16 protein-coding genes and 2 tRNA genes are annotated in these 19,276 nt (G+C 50.9%); 13 read left to right on the top strand and 5 right to left on the bottom strand.

The features are described 5' to 3' along the window. Positions 1-93 precede the first annotated feature (93 nt). On the top strand, positions 94-1,641 hold the full coding sequence (gene purF, locus ACTHUR_RS05950; protein WP_049336516.1) for an amidophosphoribosyltransferase: 1,548 nt from the start codon (positions 94-96) through the stop codon (positions 1,639-1,641). Between the two features lie 74 nt (positions 1,642-1,715). Then, positions 1,716-2,207 carry a transcription elongation factor GreB gene (greB, locus tag ACTHUR_RS05945; protein ID WP_049336518.1) on the top strand — a complete coding sequence of 164 codons (492 nt, stop codon included), beginning with the start codon at positions 1,716-1,718 and terminating at the stop codon, positions 2,205-2,207. A gap of 65 nt (positions 2,208-2,272) precedes the next feature. On the opposite strand, the gene plsY is transcribed toward greB, so the two are convergent. Continuing rightward, positions 2,273-2,884, bottom strand: a complete 612-nt coding sequence (gene plsY / locus ACTHUR_RS05940; RefSeq protein WP_004520155.1) for a glycerol-3-phosphate 1-O-acyltransferase PlsY — start codon at positions 2,882-2,884, stop codon at positions 2,273-2,275. Between the two features lie 57 nt (positions 2,885-2,941). On the opposite strand from plsY, the gene folB reads away from it, so the two are divergent. Continuing rightward, positions 2,942-3,292, top strand: a complete 351-nt coding sequence (folB, locus tag ACTHUR_RS05935; protein WP_004520156.1) for a dihydroneopterin aldolase — start codon at positions 2,942-2,944, stop codon at positions 3,290-3,292. A 74-nt stretch (positions 3,293-3,366) separates the two neighbouring features. Beyond that, on the top strand, positions 3,367-3,903 hold the full coding sequence (locus ACTHUR_RS05930; RefSeq protein ID WP_004520157.1) for an NUDIX hydrolase: 537 nt from the start codon (positions 3,367-3,369) through the stop codon (positions 3,901-3,903). Positions 3,904-4,032: 129 nt separating this feature from the next. On the opposite strand, the gene ACTHUR_RS05925 is transcribed toward ACTHUR_RS05930, so the two are convergent. Further along, positions 4,033-4,671 (bottom strand): alpha/beta hydrolase, encoded by a 639-nt coding sequence (locus ACTHUR_RS05925; protein WP_440361185.1) that lies wholly within the window; start codon positions 4,669-4,671, stop codon positions 4,033-4,035. 41 nt (positions 4,672-4,712) lie between these two features. After that, positions 4,713-5,507: a polyamine aminopropyltransferase gene (locus tag ACTHUR_RS05920; protein WP_440361184.1), complete on the bottom strand. Its 795-nt coding sequence runs from the start codon at positions 5,505-5,507 to the stop codon at positions 4,713-4,715. A 215-nt stretch (positions 5,508-5,722) separates the two neighbouring features. Between ACTHUR_RS05920 and ACTHUR_RS05915 the strand changes: the two genes are divergently transcribed. From ACTHUR_RS05915 to ACTHUR_RS05890, 6 genes are all read left to right on the top strand, one after another. Further along, positions 5,723-5,798 (top strand) — tRNA-Thr (locus ACTHUR_RS05915). 36 nt (positions 5,799-5,834) lie between these two features. Continuing rightward, a tRNA-Thr gene (locus ACTHUR_RS05910) sits at positions 5,835-5,910 on the top strand. Between the two features lie 128 nt (positions 5,911-6,038). Further along, complete coding sequence (panB, locus tag ACTHUR_RS05905) at positions 6,039-6,830, top strand: 3-methyl-2-oxobutanoate hydroxymethyltransferase (RefSeq protein WP_049333454.1); 792 nt, start codon at positions 6,039-6,041, stop codon at positions 6,828-6,830. A 119-nt stretch (positions 6,831-6,949) separates the two neighbouring features. Continuing rightward, positions 6,950-7,786, top strand: coding sequence for a pantoate--beta-alanine ligase (panC, locus tag ACTHUR_RS05900; protein ID WP_254323800.1), 837 nt, complete (start codon positions 6,950-6,952; stop codon positions 7,784-7,786). 88 nt (positions 7,787-7,874) lie between these two features. Further along, on the top strand, positions 7,875-10,475 hold the full coding sequence (mutS, locus tag ACTHUR_RS05895; protein WP_440361183.1) for a DNA mismatch repair protein MutS: 2,601 nt from the start codon (positions 7,875-7,877) through the stop codon (positions 10,473-10,475). Between the two features lie 37 nt (positions 10,476-10,512). Beyond that, on the top strand, positions 10,513-11,364 hold the full coding sequence (locus ACTHUR_RS05890; protein WP_440361182.1) for a DUF5672 family protein: 852 nt from the start codon (positions 10,513-10,515) through the stop codon (positions 11,362-11,364). Positions 11,365-11,407: 43 nt separating this feature from the next. Here ACTHUR_RS05890 and ACTHUR_RS05885 read toward each other — a convergent pair whose 3' ends face one another. Beyond that, positions 11,408-12,241, bottom strand: coding sequence for a DUF4198 domain-containing protein (locus tag ACTHUR_RS05885; protein ID WP_049343971.1), 834 nt, complete (start codon positions 12,239-12,241; stop codon positions 11,408-11,410). A gap of 252 nt (positions 12,242-12,493) precedes the next feature. On the opposite strand from ACTHUR_RS05885, the gene ACTHUR_RS05880 reads away from it, so the two are divergent. The 3 genes from ACTHUR_RS05880 (at position 12,494) to ACTHUR_RS05870 (ending at position 15,520) form a co-directional block, all read left to right on the top strand. Then, on the top strand, positions 12,494-13,537 hold the full coding sequence (locus ACTHUR_RS05880; RefSeq protein ID WP_191620581.1) for a sulfate ABC transporter substrate-binding protein: 1,044 nt from the start codon (positions 12,494-12,496) through the stop codon (positions 13,535-13,537). 77 nt (positions 13,538-13,614) lie between these two features. Then, on the top strand, positions 13,615-14,673 hold the full coding sequence (gene dinB, locus ACTHUR_RS05875) for a DNA polymerase IV (RefSeq protein ID WP_004521080.1): 1,059 nt from the start codon (positions 13,615-13,617) through the stop codon (positions 14,671-14,673). Positions 14,674-14,788: 115 nt separating this feature from the next. Next, positions 14,789-15,520, top strand: coding sequence for a phosphoadenylyl-sulfate reductase (locus ACTHUR_RS05870; protein WP_004521081.1), 732 nt, complete (start codon positions 14,789-14,791; stop codon positions 15,518-15,520). Positions 15,521-15,579: 59 nt separating this feature from the next. Here the strand turns inward: ACTHUR_RS05870 and recB are convergent, their stop codons facing one another. Further along, positions 15,580-19,236 carry an exodeoxyribonuclease V subunit beta gene (recB, locus tag ACTHUR_RS05865; protein WP_070625424.1) on the bottom strand — a complete coding sequence of 1,219 codons (3,657 nt, stop codon included), beginning with the start codon at positions 19,234-19,236 and terminating at the stop codon, positions 15,580-15,582. Between the last annotated feature and the right edge of the window lie 40 nt (positions 19,237-19,276).

The following is a 19,276-nucleotide window of genomic DNA, read 5'->3' as shown; positions in this document are numbered from 1 at the left end:
AGCATCATATTGTTAACAATTTGAGCAAACTCATCTAAATTATTTTATAATGACAGCTTACCCATTTAATCTTCAAACTCGGAGAAGCACGATATGTGTGGTGTATTAGGTTTGGTTAGTCATGAGCCGGTCAATCAGATGTTGTATGATGGTTTGCAGATGTTGCAACACCGTGGTCAGGACGCAGCAGGTATTGTTACTGCCGAAGGCAATATATTTCATATGCACAAGGGCAAAGGCATGGTGCGCGAAGTGTTCCGCACCCGCAATATGCGCGACTTGGTCGGTAATGCAGGCATTGCACATGTCCGCTATCCGACTGCAGGCAATGCGGGCAGCAGCGCAGAAGCCCAGCCGTTTTATGTCAGCTCCCCATTCGGCATTGTTTTGGCACACAATGGTAATCTGACCAATACCGAAGAGCTCTATGAAAACGTATGCAACAAACACCTGCGCCACGTTAATACCAGCTCCGATTCTGAAGTCCTACTCAATGTATTCGCGCACGAATTACGCCGCGAAGTCTCTAAAAATACAGCCCCTTATCAACTTACCATCGACAATATTTTCAACGCCGTTTCCGAAGTACACCGTTTGGTGCGTGGCGCATACGGTGTCGTAGCCATGATTGCCGGATATGGCATGCTGGCTTTCCGGGATCCTTTCGGTATCCGTCCGTTGGTTTTGGGTTCGCAAATTGACGAATCCGGCAAAAAATCTTATGCCATTGCCTCCGAATCCGTTGCCTTTAATGCACTTGCCTATGATTTGGAACGCGATATCCAGCCGGGAGAAGCCGTATTTATTGGTTTTGATGGCACGATTATTTCCCGTCAATGCAGCGATAAAGCCAAATTAAGCCCTTGTCTTTTTGAATATGTTTATTTTGCCCGCCCGGACTCCGTCATCGATGGCGTTTCCGTTTATCAGTCCCGTATGGATATGGGCGTATCTTTGGCAGAAAAAATCAAACGCGAGTTGCCTGTCGATGATATCGATGTCGTGATGCCGATTCCTGATACCAGCCGACCCAGCGCGATGGAACTTGCCGTCCATCTCGAAAAACCATATCGCGAAGGTCTGATTAAAAACCGCTATATCGGCCGCACTTTCATCATGCCCGGACAAGCAACGCGTAAAAAATCAGTACGCCAAAAACTCAGTCCGATGGAAACCGAGTTTAACGGCAAAAGCGTTTTGTTGGTGGATGATTCCATTGTGCGCGGTACGACCAGCCGTGAAATCGTTGAAATGGTACGCGCGGCAGGTGCACGCAAAGTCTACATTGCTTCCGCTGCTCCCGAAGTGCGTTATCCGAATGTGTACGGTATCGATATGCCGACCCGTGAAGAACTGATTGCAAACGGCCGCAGCGCGGCAGAAATCGCAGCCGAGATTGGCGCGGATGGCATCGTCTTCCAAAACTTAGAAGACTTGGAAGCAGTAGTCAAAGCACTCAATCCAAAAATCGAATCCTTTGATTCTTCATGCTTTAATGGTGTTTATCAAACCGGCGATATCGACGAAGCGTATCTAAACCGTCTCTCTACCGAAAAATCAGGTTGTGGCGGTTTGAAAATTCATCCAAGCAAAATGGAACACAGCATCAGTATCAGCGATAGTGATGATGATGAAGAATAAAGTAAATTGACTTACAATAAAGGCCGTCTGAAAATTAATGTTCAGACGGCCTTTAATTATGTTATAGACACATTATGAGTACCGAAACCAAAAATTACATCACACCTACCGGTTGGCAGGCATTGAAAGACGAACTTTATCATCTGGTCAACAAAGAACGCCCAGAAATCGTCCAAATCGTTAACTGGGCGGCAAGCAATGGCGACCGCAGCGAAAATGGCGACTATCTTTACGGCAAACGCCGTATGCGCGAAATCGACCGCCGTATCCGCTTCCTAACCAAACGCTTGGAAGCCGCCGTTGTCGTCGATCCAGAAGCGCGCGAAGCCACGGACCAGATTTTTTTCAGCGCCACCGTTGGTTTATTGCGCGGAGACGGTCGTGAACAAACCGTCAAAATCGTCGGCGTAGATGAAATCGATACTGCTAAAAACAAAATCTCATGGATTTCCCCTTTGGCGCGCAGCCTGATTAAAGCACGCGAAGGCGATGAAGTTGTCTTGAATACACCGGAAGGGCGTGAGGTTATAGAGATTCTGTCGGTGGAATATATTAAGATTGACTGATTATGCGTGAATAAAAACTATAAAGGCCGTCTGAAAAATATATTTTCAGACGGCCATCTACACTTTTAAGATTTTCCGGCTTTATCCCCGATTTTGCTTTCTTTGCCTTGAATCAGGTTTTGAATATTGCTTTTATGGCGGTACAACACCAATGCTGCAATGAATACGGTTGCCCATGCCCAAGAGGCGTGTGGCATCATGAAGAAGGCGAAGATTGGGGCACAGACGGTGGCGACCAGTGCAGCGAGGGAGGATACTTTGAAACCGAATGCCATGACCAGCCAAATTAAGGCACAGAGCAGGGCGGTTGCAGGGGAGAGGGCGAGCAAGACACCCAATGCGGTGGCTACGCCTTTGCCGCCTTTAAAATTGAAAAATATTGGCCACATATGACCGACCAATGCGGCAATGGCGACCAGGGCTATCGTTGCATCCGATAAATCTAAAGCATCTTGCAGACAGCGTGCCAAGATGACGGCAACCAAGCCTTTTACTGCATCGCCGAGCAAGGTCAGTGCGGCCGCTTTTTTCTTACCGCTGCGCAAGACGTTGGTGGCACCGGGGTTGCCGGAGCCGTAAGTGCGCGGATCGTCCATGCCGTAATATTTTGATACGATGACGGCAAAAGACAGGGAGCCGATAAGATAGGCGGCAATAATGGCGAGTACATTGAACATTTTGGGTGCTTTACTTAAAATGGGAACGGTTATTCTATCAAAAAAACGGACAGGCAAATGGATAAAATCTTTTTGTACGGCATGAAGGCCGATACTTTAATCGGCGTATATGATTGGGAACGCGAGCGTAAACAGACTTTGATTTTGGATTTGGAAATCAGTGTTCCCGAGCGTACCGGCACGAGCGACGATATCGGCGATACCATCCATTATGGCGAAGTATGCGAAGTCGTACGCCGCAGCCTTGCCGAACAGGATTTTTTACTGCTGGAAGCTTTGGCGGAATATATCGCCCAATTGATTTTAAATGATTTTGGTGCGGCCAAAGTGCGCGTCCGTATTGTGAAACCGGGTATCTTGCCCGATGTGGCGCAGGTCGGTATTGAAATTGAACGCGCTCGGGAATAAGGCTTATCTATGCCGTCTGAAAAAGGATTTCAGACGGCCTTTAATATTTTAATAATTTGGAAATGAGGTAAAAAATGGATTTGAAAGAAACTAAATTAAGCAGTGAGCCAATCTACGAAGGTTCTTTTGTTACCATCAGCCGCGATCGGGTGCGCCTGCCCAACGGCAACGAAAGCCAACGGGTTGTGATCCGCCATCCGGGTGCTGCGTGTGTATTGGCGGAAACGGAAGACGGCAAAGTTGTTTTGGTGCGCCAATGGCGTTATGCAGCCGATCAGGCGACGTTGGAATTGCCTGCGGGTAAATTGGATATTGCAGGCGAAGATCCTGCCGAATGCGCTTTGCGTGAGTTGGCGGAAGAAACGCCATATGTCGCCGACAGTGTCAAACTGTTGTACTCCTTTTATACCGCAGTCGGTTTTTGTGATGAAAAAATGTATCTTTACCAAGCGCAAGGCGTGCGTTTGGGCAGCGAGTTGAGCAACGATGAGGATGAAATTACAGAAACTGTCCTGATGAGCAAGGACGAGGTGCGTAATGCATTGGTAAACGATGAAATCAAAGATGGTAAGACTTTGATTGGTTTGCAGTATTGGTTGACTCAGAATTGAGATGTTAAGTAGAAAATCCTTGATGGATTTCTGAATACTTGAGCCTGATATTTGATAATAAGGTTTTCATACAAACAAGGCCGTCTGAAAAAGCTTTCAGACGGCCTTGTTTTATTTTGTAGCTGTATTTTAGCCTAATAAAGCCGGTGCAAACCGTGTGATCGTATCGCGTAAAACGATGAGTTTGCCGTGGAAGAAATGGGACGAGCCGGCAATGGTTACAACCGGCAGGCCTTGTGGTTCTGCCCATGTCAGGGCTTTGTTGATTTCAACGACTTCGTCTTCCGCGCCATGAATCATCAATGTTTTGGCGACGTTGGGAACGTCTGATGGTTCCGGGCGGTCGGTGTAGTGATGGACGGCGGCGCCCATCAGCAACAGCAAATCAGGCGTGCGTTCTTGGGCGGCAAAGGTGGAAACGTAGCCGCCGAATGAGAAACCGGCCAGAACGAATTGCGGTGCATCAGGATGTTGCGCTCGGGCGTAGTCGATAACGGCAATGCAGTCTTGCGTTTCGCCGCGGCCGTAGTCGTGTTCGCCTTCGCTATTGCCTACGCCGCGCAAATTGGGCAGGTAGCAATGAAAACCGAGTTGGCTGAGGGCTTTGGCGGCGGTTTGGATGACCTTGTTGGTGTTGGTGCCGCCTTGCAGGGGATTGGGGTGGTTGATGACGGCAACGCCGCGGGCGGATTCTTGTGTGCTTGGCAGGTAGATGGTTTCCAGTAAACCGGCCGGACCGGGGATTTGAATGATGTCGGGTTTGAGCATGAGTGTGTCCTTGTTTGTTTTTTCAGACGGCCTGAAACGGTTTACAGATAAAAATTCTTGCCGTTGTTTTGATTGTTGGCTTTCAAATCAACAAGCATCCGTTTGAAGTCCAAGCCGTATTTTTCGCTTAATTTTTCGGCGCGTTTTTTTAAGTTGTCGATATTTTGTTCTTTAGGGCTGCTTTGGAATGCCATGACTGCTACGTTGCCGTGGCTTTCGGCAGGCAGCTCGAGTACGCGGCCGTCAAAGACGTTGAGCAGGCGTTCGACAAAGCGTTGATAACGCTGGTCGCCGCTCCACCAGTTGGTAACAAATACGCCATCGGGAGAGAGGGCATTGCGGCAGTCTTGGAAGAAAGGCTCTTCTACCAAAGCATCGATAATCTGTTCGCCGTCAAAACCATCTACCAAAATTACATCGGTATTGTGGCGGAACACTTTAATATATTCCGCGCCATCCGCCTCGATAATTTCAAAATTTTCACCTTCGTGCGGCAATTCAAACAGGCTGCGCGCCACGGCGATGACTTGCGGATTGATGTCCACAGCGGTTTGCTTGGTGTGGGGCAGATAGCTGTCTATCCAACGGGCAAACGAGCCACCGCCCAAGCCGATTTGGGTGATGTGTTTGGGCGGGGTTTCTGCAAACAGCAGCCAACCCATCATGGCGCGGCTGTACGACAACACCAGCTCGGACGGATGATCGACATTCATAGAGCTTTGAATGGTGTCGCTGCCCAAGTGCAGGGAACGGATATTGCCTTCTTCAGAAATACCGACTTCGGGCAGATGGGATTTGGCTGGGCGCAGGCGGCGGTAAGGATGGCGGGGTGGCATGGGTGCAGACGAAAGATGTAAAAGGCGTTATTTTAACAGAAACCATGATGTTTTGTGCTGGGGCGGTTTTCAGACGGCCTTTGAGCGTGTTAGATTGGAAAATAAGGCAGGTATTTAATTTTCTTTAAAATCATTGGTTTTTATAATTTCGTGAGTAACTTTGTTTTAAAATGCTTGCCAAGATGGGAACTTATCGGCATAATGCCGACTTCCTTGCCGGTATAGCTCAGTTGGTAGAGCACCTGACTTGTAATCAGGGGGTCCCGAGTTCGACTCTTGGTGCCGGCACCAGTTAAAGACTGATGGTGCCACAAGGCATTTCAGTAAGCCGGTATAGCTCAGTTGGTAGAGCACCTGACTTGTAATCAGGGGGTCCCGAGTTCGACTCTTGGTGCCGGCACCAATTAAAAGCCCGATTGTGAAAGCAGTCGGGCTTTTTGCTTATGCTTTGATATTTTAAAAGCAGACCTTATAATACCGCGTTTCCATTACAACAAAGGGCTGCCCGTCGGGCGGAACACACAAAACACCATGATTACCGTAAACACTTTGCAAAAAATGAAAGCAGAGGGCGAGAAAATCGCCATGCTGACCGCTTATGAATCCAGCTTTGCCGCGCTGATGGACAATGCCGGAGTAGATGTACTGCTGGTCGGTGATTCTTTGGGTATGGCGGTGCAAGGCCGTCAGTCCACTTTGCCGGTGAGCTTGCAGGATATGTGCTACCACACTGAATGCGTGGCTCGCGGTACTAAAAATGCCATGATTGTCAGCGACTTGCCGTTTGGTGCTTATCAGCAGAGCAAAGAGCAGGCATTTGCGGCGGCGGCTGAGTTGATGGCGGCCGGCGCGCATATGGTCAAGCTCGAAGGCGGTGTCTGGATGGCGGAGACCACTGAATTTCTGCAAATGCGCGGTATCCCTGTTTGCGCCCACATCGGCCTGACTCCGCAATCCGTGTTTGCATTCGGCGGCTATAAAGTTCAAGGCCGAGGCGACAAGGCGGAAGCGTTGCTCAACGACGCTAAAGCGCATGATGCGGCAGGTGCGGCAATCGTATTGATGGAATGCGTTCCTGCGGAATTGGCGAAAAAAGTGACCGAGACCGTTTCTTGCCCGACCATCGGCATTGGCGCAGGCGTGGATTGCGACGGTCAGGTTTTGGTGATGCACGATATGCTCGGCATTTTCCCAGGTAAAACCGCCAAATTCGTGAAGAACTTTATGCAGGGCAAAGACAGCGTTCAAGCTGCGGTCAAAGCCTATGTGGACGAAGTCAAAGCAAAAACGTTCCCATCTGTCGAACATACGTTTGCCGGATAAAATAAAAACCAGGCCGTCTGAAACTTATTTCAGACGGCCTTTTCGATGAATAAAAGCGTATAATCGGCGCGTGATTCCCGTTGATGAAACAGCGGAAAAAATAAAGGATTTTTCAAACCATGCAAATTATTCATACGATTAAAGAATTGCGCGAGTGGCGCAAAACTGCCGGAAAAGTGGCATTTGTACCGACCATGGGCAATCTGCACGAAGGCCATCTTGCGCTGGTGCGCGAAGCAAAAAAACGTGCCGATAACGTTGTGGTCAGTATTTTTGTCAACCGCCTGCAATTCGGACAAGGCGAGGATTTCGACAAATATCCGCGCACTTTGCAACAAGATGCCGACAAATTGACAGGCGAGGGCGTTGCCGTCGTGTTCGCGCCTGATGAAAAAGAGCTGTATCCGAATGTAGAACAGCGTTTCAATGTCGAGCCTCCGCACCTGCAAAATGAATTGTGCGGCAAATTCCGTCCGGGCCATTTCCGCGGCGTTGCGACCGTTGTGACTAAGTTGTTCAACATTGTTCAACCCGATACCGCCTGTTTCGGCAAAAAAGACTATCAGCAGCTGGCGATTATCAAAGGCTTTGTCGAAGACTTGAATTTCAATATCGAAATCGTTCCTGTCGATACCGGTCGCGCTTCAGACGGCCTGGCACTTTCCAGTCGCAACCAATATTTGAGCGAAGCAGAACGCGCAGAAGCGCCCCGTCTCTATCAAGAGTTACAAAACATTGCCGCCGCCTTGAAAAACGGCAATCTGGATTACGCCCAGCTTGAAGCCGAATGTATCCGCCGTTTGACCGATGCCGGCTGGGTGGTTGATTACGTTGAAATCCGCCATGCACACAGTTTGGCAGTGGCTCATGTTGGCGATAAAGAATTGGTGGTGCTTGCTGCCGCACGTTTGGGTACCACGCGCCTGATTGATAATTTGGAAGTAGCTTTGGCTTAAAACCAAGCTGCTGTTAAAGGCCGTCTGAAACCTGTTTTTCAGACGGCCTTTTGTTACAATAACGCTTTTGCGTTTCTAAGGCTTTTCCATGTCCAAACCCACCGTTTCCCCGATGATGCAGCAGTATCTCGCCATCAAATCGCAACACGCCGACAAGCTGGTGTTTTACCGCATGGGCGATTTTTACGAGTTGTTTTTGGATGACGCAGTGGAGGCGGCAAAGCTGTTGGACATTACCCTGACCACGCGCGGGCAGATGGACGGCGTGCCGATTAAGATGGCGGGTGTGCCGTTTCATGCGGCGGAGCAGTATCTGGCGCGGCTGGTGAAGATGGGCAAAAGCGTGGCGGTGTGCGAGCAGGTGGGCGAAGTCGGCGCGGGCAAAGGACCGGTGGAGCGCAAAGTCGTGCGCATCGTTACGCCCGGCACGCTGACCGACGCGGCATTTTTGGAAGACAAGGAAACCAACCGCATCGCGGCGGTGAACGCGGATAAAAAACACATCGCCATCGCGTGGGCATCTTTGCAAAGCGGCGAATTCAAAACCAAGCTGACGACGGCGGACAAACTCGCCGACGAGCTGGCGCGTTTGCAGGCGGCGGAAATCCTGTTGCCCGAAGGCAAAAGCCTGCCTAATGGTTTTCAGACGACCTCTGCCAACATCACGCGCCTGAACTCATGGCAGTTTGCCGCCGACGCGGGCGCGAAATTATTGACCGAATATTTCGGCTGCCAAGACCTGCACGGCTTCGGTTTGGACGGCAAGGAACACGAAGCCGCTGTCGGTGCGGCGGGCGCGCTGTTGAACTACATCCGCCTGACGCAAAACCTGATGCCGCAACACTTAGACGGCATTTCGCTCGAAACCGACAGCCAATATATCGGCATGGACGCCGCCACGCGCCGCAATCTCGAAATCACGCAAACCCTCTCCGGCAAAAAATCGCCGACCCTGTTTTCCATACTCGACGGCTGCGCCACCCACATGGGCAGCCGCCTCTTGGCACTCTGGCTGCACCACCCCTTACGCAGCCGCGTCCATATCCGCGCCCGCCAAGAAGCCGTTGCCGCGCTGGGTTCGCAATACGAAACCCTGCAAGGCCGTCTGAAAAACATCGCAGACATCGAACGCATCGCCGCCCGCATCGCCGTCGGCAACGCCCGTCCGCGCGACCTCGCCGCCCTGCGCGACAGCCTGTTTGCCCTATCCGAAATCGAATTATCCGCCGAGGGTAGCAGCCTGTTGGAAACCCTCAAAGCCGTTTTCCCCGAAACCCTGCCCGTTGCCGAAACCCTCAAAGCCGCCGTAATGCCCGAACCCGCCGTCTGGCTTAAAGACGGCGGCGTCATCAACCAAGGCTATTGCGCAGAACTCGACGAACTGCGCCACATCCAAAACCACGGCGACGAATTCCTGCTCGACCTCGAAGCGCGCGAACGCGAACGCACCGGCCTCTCCACCCTCAAAGTCGAGTTCAACCGCGTCCACGGCTTCTACATCGAGCTATCCAAAGTCCAGGCCGAACAAGCCCCCTCCGACTACCAACGCCGCCAGACCCTGAAAAACGCCGAACGCTTCATCACCCCCGAACTCAAAACCTTCGAAGACAAAGTCCTGACCGCGCAAGAGCAGGCATTGGCATTGGAAAAACGCCTGTTTGAAGCCCTCCTCAAAGACATTCAGACGACCCTTCCCCAGCTTCAAAAAGCCGCCAAAGCCGCCGCCGCCCTCGACGTACTCTCCACCTTCGCCGCGATTGCGGCCGAACGCGGTTTCGTCTGTCCCGAGTTCGCCGACTATCCGGTCATCCATATCGAAAACGGCCGCCATCCCGTCGTCGAGCAACAAGTGCGCCACTTCACCGCCAATCACACCCGCCTCGACCACAAACACCGCCTCATGCTCCTGACCGGCCCCAACATGGGCGGCAAATCCACCTACATGCGCCAAGTCGCCCATATTGTCCTCATGGCGCACACCGGCAGCTTCGTGCCTGCCGATTCAGCCCAAATCGGCCCTATCGACCAAATCTTTACCCGTATCGGCGCATCGGATGATTTAGCCTCCAACCGCTCCACCTTCATGGTTGAAATGAGCGAAACCGCCTACATCCTCCACCACGCCACCGACCAATCCCTCGTCCTTATGGACGAAGTTGGTCGCGGCACTTCGACTTTTGACGGCCTCGCCCTTGCCCAAGCCATTGCCGAACACCTGCTGCAAAAAAATAAATCCTTCAGCCTCTTCGCCACCCACTATTTCGAGCTGACCAAACTGCCCGAAGCCCACGCAACAGCAGTCAATATGCACCTCTCCGCACTTGAACAAGGACAGGACATCGTCTTCCTCCACCACATCGAACCCGGCCCCGCCAGCAAAAGCTACGGTATCGCCGTTGCCAAACTCGCCGGCCTGCCCAACCGCGCATTGAAGGCGGCTCAAAAGCATTTAAACGATTTGGAAAACCAAGCCGCCGCCAACCGTCCGCAGTTGGATATTTTCAGCGCCATGCCGTCTGAAAATAGGGAAGATGAGGAAGGGAAAGAACAAGAAGTTGAGCCTGTCGATAATTTGCAGACCAATGAATTGGCTGAAGCTTTGGCGCAAATTCAGCCCGACAACCTTACGCCGCGCGAAGCCTTGGATGCCTTGTATCGCTTGAAAGATATCTGCAATAAGGCGTCGTAAATAACGTAAAGGCCGTCTGAAACAGGAGAAACATATAATGAGTTTTGCTGACATTACCGTGGTTAGTATTACCGGCGCAGATTCTTATACCGAGGGCACGATGTATGCCATTATCCGCAGCTGCGCCGAATTGCCCGGAAGCCGTGGATTGCTGATCAGCCCGAGTTGTCCGCAAGGTTTGCCGGAAAATATCCGACATCAGCCTTGCCGGAAATTCGGTTATTTAGAATACAATCTGTTTGTTTTGTACCAACTGATGTATTACATCGATACTGATTATTGTTTGATCGTTCAAAATGACGGCTGGGTGTTGAACGGTCAAAACTGGCAGGATGCCTATCGGGAATATGATTATATCGGCGCACCTTTGCCGATTTTGTTGGAAACCGAAGCAGACGGGCAGTTTTTCCTGAAAGGAACCGACCAATATTTGGCTAAACAACATCTGATTCAGACTTCTCCGAATTTGGACGAGCCGCAGAACGGCGGTTTCAGCCTGCGCAGCAAGCGGCTTTTAACCATGCCGCGACAACTGGGTTTAAATGTAGAAATCCGACCGCCTTTGCCGCCGAAAGACGAGAAAATTGCCGATATGGAATGGCTGGTACGGCTGCACCACGAGGATATGTTTTTGACGGCGCAACACCGTTATAGATTGCAGGACTTAGGTTTGAAATTTGCGCCTCCGAATATTGCTACGCAATTTTCTTCAGAAGTACCGTTTATCAATCGAATGAGGAATGTCCCTTTAGAGCGCGTCTTTGGGGCGCACTGGATGGGAAGTGTGGTCTTGACCGGCTGCAACCGTATCCGTTTTACCCAATTAAATGGTGATGAGTTGGAAACATTCTCCCGTTTTTTTAGAAATTTGGGTTATGAATTAGAATAAATGAAGGCCGTCTGAAAGTTCAGACGGCCTTTTTTAATGGTTGTTAATGATGATGGTGGGCATGGCGTGCGGCTGCGCGTTTGGTGCCGACAGGCACAATCAGCGTTGCGTAAGTATTATCTTTCTGACATACGCTTTTATCGCCGTAATCGGTCTCGTTCACGACTTTGATTTTCCACAAACCGTCAATCAGCGTAATCACATTGACCACGCCGTTTTTATCGGTTTTGCCGGAGAAGCCTTGAGGCTCGCGGTGGTCATGGGTTGATTCCAAGTCCATTTCCGCCAAAGTGTCCGAGCTGGCGGTAACGGTGGCTTTAACCAAAGGCTCGCCTTTGTACAGGACTTTGACCGGCAAAATACCGCCGGCTTTGACTTCGTTCGGATTTTTCAGCGGAACCAGTTCCAGCTCTTGGCCGATAGGGCGGGTCAATACAGCTTCATCAACTGCGCCGTTGCCCACTTGGACAAAGCTCTTGCCGAACATTTGCGATTGTTCGCAATAGGTGGCACCGGCCAGCTGTTTCAAGGTTTGCTGTTTCCAGCCGTCTTGGTTTTTCGACCAGAAAGTCGGTTGGTAGGTCGCGCTGACCCAGTAGGAGCCTGCGGGCAGGGCGGCTTTGGAAACGTATTGATAGTTTTCGCCCTTATTCACCAAATCAACGGTTTTCTTTGAGCTGTCGGTCAATTGCAGCGGTTTGAAAATATGCACGCGGTCGTCGGCGATTTTTTCGACATTGGGGAAGTCATGGCTGTAACCCAAATCCGCATGCAGGATTTGGCCGGCAGGCTGATGTGTCGGTGCGGCCACCCAAACATCGTGTGCCTGTGCCACTGCGCCCAATCCCAGCAATCCTAAAAGCATCCATTGTTTCATAGTTTCTACACTCCATCTTTCGATTATTGAATAAAACGCCTAATGATTCGGCGAATACGAACGGTACTCTTTTTTATTAACTTTGTAAATAATATGGTTTAGATTTTATAGTTATAAATAATTATTTTTTGATTTCAGACGGCCTCGGTTTATATAACCAAAACTGATAAACCCAAAAGCAAACATTATTTCCCGTTTGCCTCCGATCCCGATAAAGTATCGCCATACTTTTAATAGGAGCCGACCATGAATATCCGTACCCTTTCTTTTGCCGCATTGACCGCCGCGCTGGCGTTGAGTGCCTGCTCTCCCAAAAACGAACAATCTGCCGACAATGCCGCTTCCGCAGGCAAGGGCGGTAATGTGAAGCTGTTGAACGTCTCTTATGATGTCGCACGAGATTTTTATAAAGAATACAATCCTTTGTTTGTTAAAGAATATGCTGCGAAAAACGGCGGTGCAACGGTTGAAGTCCAACAGTCGCACGGCGGCTCCAGCAAGCAGGCTTTGGCTGTCGCCAATGGTTTGGCTGCCGATGTGGTGACCATGAACCAGACTTCCGATATCGAGCTTTTGGTGAAAAAAGGTTTGGTCAAAGCCGATTGGAACACCCGTCTGCCGGACAATGCCGTGCCTTATACCAGTAACGTCGTTTTCTTGGTACGCAAAGGCAATCCAAAACACATCCAAGACTGGGGCGATTTGGCCAAAGACGGCGTGCAAATCGTTTTGGCGAACCCGAAAACCACCGGCAACGGCCGCTACGCCTTTTTGGGTGCGTACGGTTATGGTTTGAAAGTGAATAACGGCGATGAAGGCAAAACCAAAGATTTTGTGGCCGCATTGCTGAAAAACACGCCTGTATTTGAAAACGGCGGTCGCGCGGCAACGACGACCTTCAGTCAACGCAATATCGGCGATGTCTTGGTTACCTTTGAAAATGAGGCCAACTACGTCAGCAAAAAGCTGACCCAAGACCAGTTTGAAATCGTTTATCCGAGCTACACCATTCTTTCCGAAGCACCGGTTGCCGTCGTGGACAGCGTAGTCGACAAAAAAGGCACACGCTCCGCTGCCGAAGCCTATCTGCAAAACCTCTGGAGCGAACCGGCTCAAGAGTTGGCCGCCAATCTTTATCTGCGTCCGCGCAATGCCGAAGTATTGGCGAAACACAAAGCCGATTTCCCTGAGATTGAGACGTTTAATCCGAATGAGAAATTTGGCCCGTGGGAAGAAATCATGAAAAAATTCTTTGCCGACGGCGGATTGTTTGACCAGCTTTCCAGTAAAAAATAAGGCTTAAACATAGAGGCCGTCTGAAACTTCAGACGGCCTTTTGTTACAATAAGCCTTTTTCTTATCCACCTTTTCCCATGTCCCAACGCAAAATCATCCATATCGATATGGACGCATTCTACGCTTCGGTAGAACTACACGAGCAGCCGCACCTGAAAGGGCTGCCTGTCGTTGTGGCGTGGGACGGTACGCGGTCGGTCATTTGTGCCGCTTCTTATGAGGCGCGCAAATTCGGTTTGCACTCAGCCATGTCGGTGGCAACGGCGAAAAGGCTGTGTCCGCAGGCGGTGTTTGTGCAGCCTCATTTCGATTTGTACCGTCAAGTGTCGGCGCAGATTCATGCCGTGTTTCGGCGTTATACCGATTTGATCGAGCCTTTGTCTTTGGACGAAGCCTATTTGGATGTTACCCAAAATTTTGAAAATATCCCGTACGCCAGCGAAGTGGCCAAACGTATTCGTGCTGAAATTTTTGAAGAAACCGGTTTGACAGCCTCCGCGGGTATCGCGCCCAATAAGTTTTTGGCCAAAATCGCTTCTGACTGGCGCAAACCGAACGGGCAGTTTGTGCTGCCGCCGCAAAAAATCATGGCGTTTTTGGAGAGCCTGCCGTTGGGTAAGATTCCCGGTGTCGGCAAAGTTACACTGAAAAAGATGAATGCCCTCGGTATGCAAACCGCCGGCGATTTGCGCCGTTTTGAGCGCGGCGAACTTTTAAACCATTTCGGCCGCTACGGCTACCGCCTTTACGATTTGGCACGCGGTATCGACGAGCGGCCGGTCAAAGCCGAACGCGAACGCCTGCAAATCTCAACCGAAATCACCTTACCCGAAGATTTGTCTTTGGCGCAGGCTTCAAGCCATTTGCCGCACCTCGCCGAAGACCTCTGGCGGCAAATCGAACGCAAAAACGTCGAAGCCAAAGGCGTTACCCTCAAACTCAAAACCCACGATTTCCGCATTATCACGCGTTCGCTGACGTATTCTTCCGTCCTTCCCGATAGCGCCTCGCTGCTTCAGGCAGCGCATACTTTGCTGCAACGCATACCTCCGCAACGTGAAGACGCCTTCCGCCTGATCGGTATCGGCGTGAGCCATTTGCTGCCGAAAAACCAGCAGCAGACGCTTTGGTTATAAAGAAATAGAAAAGCATTCTTTCCGTTTGAAGATAGGGCGCTGGACAATATTGTTCCATAACCATATCGGCAGCCGTTTCAACAGGCCGTCTGAAAATTATTAGGAACAACCAGCCATGTCTTTATTCCGCCCACAACTCTGGAAAATCCCCGAAATCAGCGATGCCGAACGCCGCCAACTGCCTGAGTTGGCAGCCGCTTTGGAGCACCGTTTGCAAGACATTGCCGCACGCTATCCGCAAGCCGTCTTCGCATCCAGCCTTGCGGTTGAGGATATGGTCATTACCGATGCCGTGTGCCGTCTGAAACTGCCCATCCGCATCATCACGCTAAATACGGGCAAACTCAATCCCGAAACCGCCTCGCTGATTGCCGAAACCAATGCGCGTTATCAAACCGAATTGGAAGTGTTTTATCCCAATCGACAAACCGCCGCCGAATTTGAAGCGGAGTTTGGTACGACCGCGATGTACGACAGTGTCGAGTTGCGCCGCCGTTGCTGCCATATCCGCAAAATTGAACCGCTCAACCGCGCTTTGCACAACGCGCCTGCATGGCTGACCGGACAACGCCGCAGCCAGTCCGAAACGCGCAGCGAATTGAATTTTGAAGAGCTGGATACAGGCCGCAACATCGCCAAATTCAATCCTATTTTCGATTGGGAAGAGCAGGATGTTTGGGCATATGCGCACGAGCACCAAGTTCCGCTTAATGCGCTGTATCATCAAGGCTATCCCAGCATTGGGTGCGAACCCTGCACGCGTCCAGTCAAGCTGGGCGAAAATATCCGCGCCGGGCGATGGTGGTGGGAAAGCAAAGACAGTAAGGAATGCGGTTTGCACAAATAATCAAAGGCCGTCTGAAAACGTTTCAGACGGCCTTTTTGACGGTTTAACAAGATGATTTATCAAGTATTTGCTTTTCGTTCAACAAAAGTGGAAAGCAGGGCGGTATCGATGTCCCATTTCCAGATGCCTTGATCCGAGCCGTCCATGCCGCGCAGGAAGAGGTAGCGGATGGCGATTTGGGGCAAGGGCTTGCCGCGCAGGGCATAGTAGCGCGCGATGGCAACGGCGTAGATCAGGGCTTGCAGGTAGTAGTGATGATGCGCCACAGCTTCGTTCATCGCCTGTTGCGTGTAGGCGCTTGCATCGTTGCCCAAATGGTTGGATTTGTAGTCGATTAAAACGACATTGCTGTCTGAATCTTGGCAAACCATATCAATAAAGCCGTTTAAATAGCCTTGCAAATCATGGAAATCAAGCAGTTGCGCGGCTTGGACGCATTCGGGCGGCAGGTTTGCTTCGCTTGAGGCAAACCAACGGCGCAAGTCGTCCAGTTTGAAATCGTCCATGTACAGGGTGAACCCCATTTCGGGCAGGCGTCGGGTCGTCGGAATCTGTGACAGGCTCTCGTTGATTAAAGGCGTAAGGCGGCAGGTATCGAGCATGGTGATTACCGTCGGCAGCCATTTGTCTTCAAAGCTATGGCGTTGCAAAACTTCGGCAATCATTTCGGATTGGCTCTCGGCAGAGGCGGCGAAATCGAGTTTTTCCAGCATTTCATGCAAACATACGCCGGCATTGGTGCCGCGGGGGAAATGGTGGATATCGAGGCCGTCTGAAAGTGGGGGCGGCAGGTTTTCAGACGGCATGGCACGGTCTGCGCTTTCTGCCGGATCGATGGCAGGTTGCAAAGGCTCGTGTTGTTCGTCGGTTGACTTGGTGTGCCGGCTCAAACCGGTAAAGCTGGTGTGGCGGATAAAGTCAAAATCGCGGCGTTTAATGCTATGTGCGCTAAAAGCTTGGTCTTGCTGGCGGCTGTATTGATAGACGGTTTCCGGCGGGGCTTCTTCCGTGAAGGCAAACTCCGTATTTTCAGGCGCGTTTTTGATAAAGCGTTGCCAGTTGGTTTTAAGCATTTCTACAACGTCTGTCGCGCTTTTATAGCTTTGGCTGACGCTCTCGCGGCCGGCATCCGACAAACCTTCGAGCAGATAGGCAAAAGGATTGTTTGGCGTACAGTTTTTGTTGGCGGCGGCGTAGATATTGAGCTGTTCTTCGGCGCGGGTAAGGGCGACATAAAGTAGGCGTAAATCTTCTGCCGTCTTTTCGTCGGCAAGATGGCTTAGTTCTGCTTCCGAGGTTTGCGATTTTGCCAGTAGCTCGGTTTCGTGGCTTTCAGTATGCAGGATTTTCCAGTTTTCTTTGGAATTGTCTTTGGTATCCCACGCGAAGGGGCAGTACACCAAAGGATATTGCAAACCTTTCGACGCGTGCATGGTAACGATTTTGACCAGTTTTTCGTCGCTTTCAAGACGGATGGTTTGCGCGTCTGATGGGAAATGGCCGCTGCGTGCACGGCTGATTTGTTCGTTCAGCCATTTATGCAGGGCGGCAGGGTTGCGGCTTTGACTGTCTTCTTCGGCCAAAAGCTCCAGAATTTGGTAGTAGTTGGTCAGGCTGCGCTCGTTGCCGCCTTTGAGCAGGCGTGTTTCGATGTCATGTAGGGCGGCAAACTGCTGCACGGCGGCAAAAATGCCGCCTTTCCGCCATTTTTCCATGGCTTGGGCAGATGACTCTAGCCATTTCAGCAGCTGGTGTTCGTTATGGTTGAGTTCGTAAATCTCTTTGGCGGTATAGCCGAATAAAACGCCGGTCAAGACAAAGCGCAGCCAGTCGGTTTGCCTTGGGTTGAGCCAAAAGCCGATCAGCGCGGACAGCGAATCTGCCTCGGCGGAATCGAAAACGGACTGGCGCGACAGCAACACGCTTTGGATACGGCGCTGTTTCAGTTTACCGGCAATCATCGCCGCTTCGTTGTTGGTGCGCACCAAAACCGCAATATCGCCGGACTCCAGCGCGCGGCCTTTGAAGTTCAGACGGCCTTCGGCTGCTTCATTGAGCGCAAAGGCAATTTCATCGGCGCAATATTCGGCGGCACGGCCACGCAAAATCTCTTTGTTGGTCTGATCGTCCGTGTTGAGCCAGCGTACTTGGATGGCGGGACGGTGTGGCGACAGCCGGCTTTCGGCGCGGCTGGCGGAGACATCGCTGTAATCGATATTTTCCAAGACGAAGGGGTGTTTTTTTTGTTTGAACAAGGCGCTGATGCCGTTAATCAGCTTGGCATGGCTGCGGTAGTTGACGGCGAGGGTGTAATGCCTGTCCGCATCTTGCGCAGCTTGCAGATAGGCGTAAATGTCCGCACCGCGAAAGCTGTAAATCGCCTGCTTGGGGTCGCCAACGAGAAACAGCGGGCAGCCTTGTTCGATAAAAATTTGGCGGAAAATTTCGTATTGCAGCGGGTCGGTATCTTGGAATTCGTCAATCAGCGCGATTTCCCAGTTTGCCGCCGCCGCTTTTGCCAACGCGTTGCCGTGTTCATTGGTGGTCAATGCCTGATGGACGTCCAGCAGCAAATCGTCAAACACGCGCTCGCGGCGTGATTTTTTTTGTTCGGCAATGGACTGATTGATGTGGGAAAGGAGGTCGAGTTGCAGGCGGATGAAGACCGCTTCTTCCGCGCTTTCCATTGCCTGCAAATCACGACCGAGATTGGCCAAGGCTTGCAGCTGAATAATTTCCGGCATATCGGCATCGGTTTTATATTCTTTTTTCAGTTTGCTGTTGAGCGTGTCGATACTGAAGAGGCTTAATTTTTCTAGCGTTTGTTTGCTCAGGCGGGGCAGACGGTTGGATTCGGCGTTTGTTTTTAAATCGGTAAAAACATTTTCAAAGGTTTTTCTTTTGTAGGTTTGGCCGTTAAGTTTGGGAAAAATTGCCCAAAATGCTTTTTCCAAGTCTTCCAACTGAGCGCAAACTTTTTGCCATGTTTCTTGAAGGTTGGCTTGGGCTTCTTTCAAATCGCCTTCAGACCGTCTGAATTTCAGATAGGGGCGGCCGGTATAGCTTTTGATTTCGGCAAGCATTTCTTCGGGCGTGCATTTCCGGTCAAAAACCAATTGTGCCAATGTGGCATCGGTTGCCACTTTCTGCCGCCAAAAGTCTTGTGCAGGAATCAGCAGCCTCTCGCGCGAGTCGTCCGACAGCTCGACATCCAAAGGTGCGCCGCACAAAAACGCGTAATCGCGCAAGACGCGCTGACAGAAGCCGTGGATGGTGTAAATAGAGGAGTTGTCAAACTGGCTCAGCGCGGCTTTGAGGCGGAGAATCAGGCGATGGCAGCTTTCTTGTCCGTCTTGCTCGCCTAAAGCCAAAGGAATCAAGCGATTGAGAAAGTCATCGGGGGATTTTTTCTCTTTTTCGTAATATTTGTTCAGGCCGTCTGAAATATGTTCCGGCTCGCCGCCCAAAGTTTGGATTTCGTTCAAAACCTGCAACACTTCGTCCAAACGTGCGCGCAAACGGGTTTTCAGTTCTGCCGTCGCCGCTTTGGTAAAGGTAACGACCAGAATTTTCTCGATGTCTTTTTTTTCTAAAACAATCAGTCGGGTAAAGAGCGCGGCAATGCCGTAGGTTTTACCCGTACCGGCAGAAGCTTCGATAAGGTTGGTGCCGTCGATGGAAAGTGTGAGCGCGTCAAAAGGAAGGGCGGAAGACATGGTAGGAACGGAATAATATTAGCGAGGCATTATCATAACA

It is taken from the genome of Neisseria sp. P0021.S007, from assembly GCF_051956855.1.
This window is presented reverse-complemented; position numbering and strand designations above follow the sequence as displayed.